Source organism: Peribacillus sp. YIM B13482 (assembly GCF_042787975.1).
Taxonomy (GTDB): Bacteria; Bacillota; Bacilli; order Bacillales; family DSM-1321; genus Peribacillus; species Peribacillus simplex_A.
Genome location: NZ_JBHZPF010000116.1, coordinates 1 through 4,438 on the forward strand (window position 1 = coordinate 1; position 4,438 = coordinate 4,438).

At 34.3% G+C, this 4,438-nt stretch carries 5 protein-coding genes; 4 read left to right on the top strand and 1 reads right to left on the bottom strand.

The window, feature by feature from the left end; genetic code table 11:
- The first annotated feature begins 223 nt into the window (after positions 1-223).
- Entirely contained in the window at positions 224-1,063 is an 840-nt protein-coding gene (locus tag ACFX4L_RS25005) for a tyrosine-type recombinase/integrase (RefSeq protein ID WP_061466475.1), read from the top strand.
- A 206-nt stretch (positions 1,064-1,269) separates the two neighbouring features.
- Complete coding sequence (locus tag ACFX4L_RS25010; protein ID WP_377406619.1) at positions 1,270-2,010, top strand: MBL fold metallo-hydrolase; 741 nt, start codon at positions 1,270-1,272, stop codon at positions 2,008-2,010.
- Positions 2,011-2,330: 320 nt separating this feature from the next.
- Here the strand turns inward: ACFX4L_RS25010 and ACFX4L_RS25015 are convergent, their stop codons facing one another.
- A complete protein-coding gene (locus ACFX4L_RS25015) occupies positions 2,331-2,534 on the bottom strand; it encodes an alpha/beta-type small acid-soluble spore protein (protein ID WP_034304517.1) in 204 nt (67 codons plus the stop codon).
- A 491-nt stretch (positions 2,535-3,025) separates the two neighbouring features.
- Between ACFX4L_RS25015 and ACFX4L_RS25020 the strand changes: the two genes are divergently transcribed.
- Together ACFX4L_RS25020 and ACFX4L_RS25025 are read left to right on the top strand one after the other, a co-directional pair.
- Positions 3,026-3,445 (top strand): hypothetical protein, encoded by a 420-nt coding sequence (locus ACFX4L_RS25020; protein WP_377406621.1) that lies wholly within the window; start codon positions 3,026-3,028, stop codon positions 3,443-3,445.
- Between the two features lie 276 nt (positions 3,446-3,721).
- Entirely contained in the window at positions 3,722-4,174 is a 453-nt protein-coding gene (locus tag ACFX4L_RS25025; protein ID WP_377387499.1) for a hypothetical protein, read from the top strand.
- Positions 4,175-4,438 lie beyond the last annotated feature (264 nt).

Consider the following 4,438-nt stretch of genomic DNA (forward strand, 5'->3'; position numbering starts at 1 on the left):
AGCGCAAGCACGGTTCTGTGAGGGGGGCAGGAACACAATCTACCGTAAGGTAGAGAGGTTCCCTTCTACTCGACTAGCTGAAGATTGGAGCTTTCTTAAGGCAGCTTTTTCTTCTTTAACGAACAGGTGTTATTGTTTAATGGAAAATCTACTAATCTAGTATAATAGTTCCTCTTTTGTCTATACTATCTATTAATATGGTATAGATTGGAGAGAAACAGGTATGATCTTAACTGATGTATGGGGTTTATATAAGGCAGATAAGCAAATCCAAGGTTATTCTCCACAAACATTAAAGGCCTATTACGTCCAATTTAACTTGTTGGTGAATAGTTTTGGAAATATATCCATTCAAGAACTTTCAACTAATTCTCTTAAAGTTTATCTGGGAAAAGCAGCTGAAAAGCTTAAACCATCCAGTCTGGGTCACAGAATTCGATTTATTAAATCTTTATTTAGATGGGCTCAGGATGAAAATTTAATTAATGGAAATCCTGCTTCCAAAATCAAGGAACCAAAATTAGAATTAAGGGTTCCAAAATACTTGTCTGAAGAGGAAATTGAACACTTGCGGGAAGCTTGTCATACAACATTCGAGAATGCTTTATTTGAGTTTATGTATTCAACAGGATGCAGAATTGGTGAAGCAATAACTCTAGATAGGGCCTCAATCAATTTCTCTAATCAATCAGCAATCGTACTAGGTAAAGGACATAAAGAACGAGAAGTATATTTCAATACTCGTTGTGAAATATGGTTGAAGCGATATTTAAATGAGCGAAATGATCATGAGGAAGCACTATTTGTGACAACACGTGCACCCCATCGAATGAGTATATCTCAAGCGAGAAACATTATAAAACTGGTAGCAAAAAGAACGGACATTAAAAAGAGCATTCATCCCCACCAGCTTAGACATAGTTACGCCACAAATTTATTGAATAATGGAGCGCCTTTAGAAGTGATTCAAAATTTAATGGGTCATGAAAAAAGTGAAACCACAAAAATTTATGCATATCTAAGTGGTGCAATGCGGAGAGACTTGTATAGAAAGTATTTTTAAGGGACCAAGGGTCCTTTTTATTTTGTTCTTAATAAACTATCGGGGCAGGATATTTCCATAGTGCAAGAAATAAAAAAACATTGACAGAAAATATTTCATGTGTTATGATTGAATATTTGTTATTGAAACCTCTTTGATTAATTGGTAAATTAAACTAAACAGTTATTTAAATATGCAATTAATCAATAATTTTGGAGGGGAACTTAATGAGAATAGCTATTGGAGTTGAAATGCTTGAGTTAGAAGCTGAAGCGTTTGGAGGGAAAGCAGTCATACACCCGACGCTTCTCTGGGATGATAATGAAGCTATTTTGATAGATACAGGAATGCCAGGACAATATGAGCAAATAATCTCAGCAATGGACAGAATTGGTTTATCATTAGATAAATTAAAAGCAGTTATATTAACACATCAAGATATTGACCATATTGGAAGTGTGCCAGAAATCATAAAGGCAACTAAAGGAAGTATTGAAATATTCGCTCATGAACTTGATAAGCCATACATAGAAGGGGAAATTTCCCTTATTAAAACGAACCCTAAAAGTATGGCTAAGATTTTAGACTCTCTTCCGGAGGACCAATCAAGAATAATGCTTGAGCTTTGTAAAAATCCTCCTAAAGCTAAAATTGATACTACTTTATCGGACGGTCAAGAACTCCCCTATTTCGGAGGGATAAAAGGTCTATTTACTCCTGGACATACCCCTGGACATATTAGCCTTTATTTGAAAAAAAGTAGAGTTCTTGTTGCTGCTGATGCAATGATTTGTATAGATGGGAATCTAAGAGGACCCGTTGAGCAAACAACACTCGATATGGACACTGCGATTTCTTCTTTAGATAAATTTTTAAGGTACGATATTGAATCTGTAATTTGCTACCACGGGGGAGTATGTAATAATAAGGTTCATACCCAAATTGAAAATATCATTAAAAACTTATAGAACTATCAGGAGCATTAGTGCCATAAGAAGGTCGCCATTGGCGCCCTTTTAAACGTATAATTCTTTCCCATTATCATACATTCAAATCAGAGAAAAATTTTCCTTTCGCAGGTTTAGAAACGTAGTGTACTCGCACAGTGATTGACGTTTGCTTTCACAATGTGACTTTATGGATATGTGTAATACAAGTCTCTGGGTTTAGTCGCGCTGTGACATAGCAAAATAACAGCTACTGATGTTTCTGTTTCTTTTTTTGAAATTTGTAAAATTATAAGTAGGGATAGTCCAATCACTATCCCTAACATTACATATGATTTCGATTACCGAGTTCTTCCGCCTAATTGTTGTTCAGCCATTTGCACTAAACGTTTTGTAATTTCTCCACCAACAGATCCGTTTGCACGGGATGTTGTATCAGCCCCAAGTGTAACACCGAATTCACTAGCGATTTCGTATTTCATTTGTTCTAGAGCTTGCTCTGCACCATTAACTACTAATTGATTACTGTTGTTATTTCTAGCCATGTTGTCAGCTCCTATGAATGTAATGTGTTGCTAGTCATAGGTTTTGATATTGTTAAGAGTTATATACATAGAATTTAAAATAAATTAAGGCAGTGATTAAGTGAAATTAAAACTCACCTGTAGCTCTAGAAGGGAAGGGCACAGGAGAATATTGAAGCCACCGGGTCACAAGGTAAGGGTTTCAGAAGCTTCGACTTCGAAAAGCAAATAATCTGAGGTAGGTGTAAATCCTGCCGGTGAATATCCGTAGGGAAGCGTGTTCTCCTCTAGCCTATGCTTACCGAATCCCGCCAGAGGCTTTCTCCTGCTATTGCACAGTTTCCGTACTCTACAAAAAGTCTTATAGACTAAAGACTTAAGGGTGCTTTACTTCGAAAAGGGAGTTGCTTTGGCAGCTCCTTTTCTTAAGGCACTAACGGGGCAGTTTAGTTCTATAAAAAAATCAAAAATTGGGAATAATACCTTTAATATTGTTAAAGGAGAGAGGCCCAATGAAAACTAAATTGTCTATTTTAATCTTAACTATGCTTATGTTAATAACTGTTAATGTAAATGCACAAACTTCCGAAAAGTATATAGATAATAGCAAGAAACAACTAATAAGTGCAAATGAATTTTATAAAAGAAACAACTTAGGAGATTATAGTGAATTCAAAACTGCAACCCTGAATATTAGAGAAAAACTTCTGTATAAAGATTTAAAATCAACAGTAAATAAACATGCGGAAAAATATTCACTAGTTAATATTTACAATAATCCAAACCCAAATATAGATCCTAAAAGGCAAATATATCTATTTTGTTCCATTAAAGAGACAAAAGAAAAAATGATTCACAAAATTTTAATTATAGATGCTGAAACAAAAGAGCCTATAGCCGAAGGAAACGGAGAAAGATGGTTCTACCATTAAAGGTTTATACTAACCCCTCTAATGAGAAGCCCATCGCAGATGGAAGATATAGTTCAATAACAGTGGTTGCTGCGGCAGCCTTTTTCTTATGGCACTAACGGGGCAGTATAGTTCTATAAGGAATTGGTTTATTATGGTATAATTTTTGGGTGATTGTCTTCAATACTTTATTACCAATAATAAATAATATGGTAGCCGCCATCGTTTTCTATTTATAGGTTCGTCGAGCGACAAATAATTCCAGTTATTTTTGGAAGAATAGTAAGGAGTAAATATATGAAAAAATTTTTTAGTTTAATTGGTGGATTGTTATTTGCCTTTTCTTTAACAGGGTGCTTAGGAGAGGATTATGATTTTACACCTCCTAGCATTACACTCTCTAATCCTACAAACTCTGAAAGTGATATCAAATTAAAAGTAGCTAATATAGATTGGAAATCTGATAAAGAATATAAGAAAAAAACGAAAGATATTCTATCACTTGCAAGGAAACAAAAACGAGTAAGTATTAATTCAGGTCAACAAGATTATATAGACTTTGATAGTCAAGACTTTAAGATTGAAAAAATAAGTATTTGGGTATGGAAGCAGGATGAGAAGGTAGAATTGGAAGTTGATAAAAATCTCAACTTCAATTTCCCAAAAGAAAAAGGAGAATATCTAATAGAAGTGGACCTCCTTACGGATAACGGAAGTGCTGAATATGTAGGTAATATCGCCATTAAGTAGTGGATAACATACTTCTTAATTACCAATTAACATAAGCTTTTGTTTGATAAGACCATCGAAATTTAATGGTCTTTCTTTATGTCTAAATATCAACTTTATCAGAGCCTAAAATAATAATATTGTTCAAACGAAATAATACACTGTTTGTGATGTTTATCACTTAAACTAACAGGTGCTTTAGCTGAAGTGGATTTGGGTCAATATTTTGGACACTAAAAAGTTAAATCTTAAGCTGTATTCCTAATTCGATCTTCAATGGCTTGT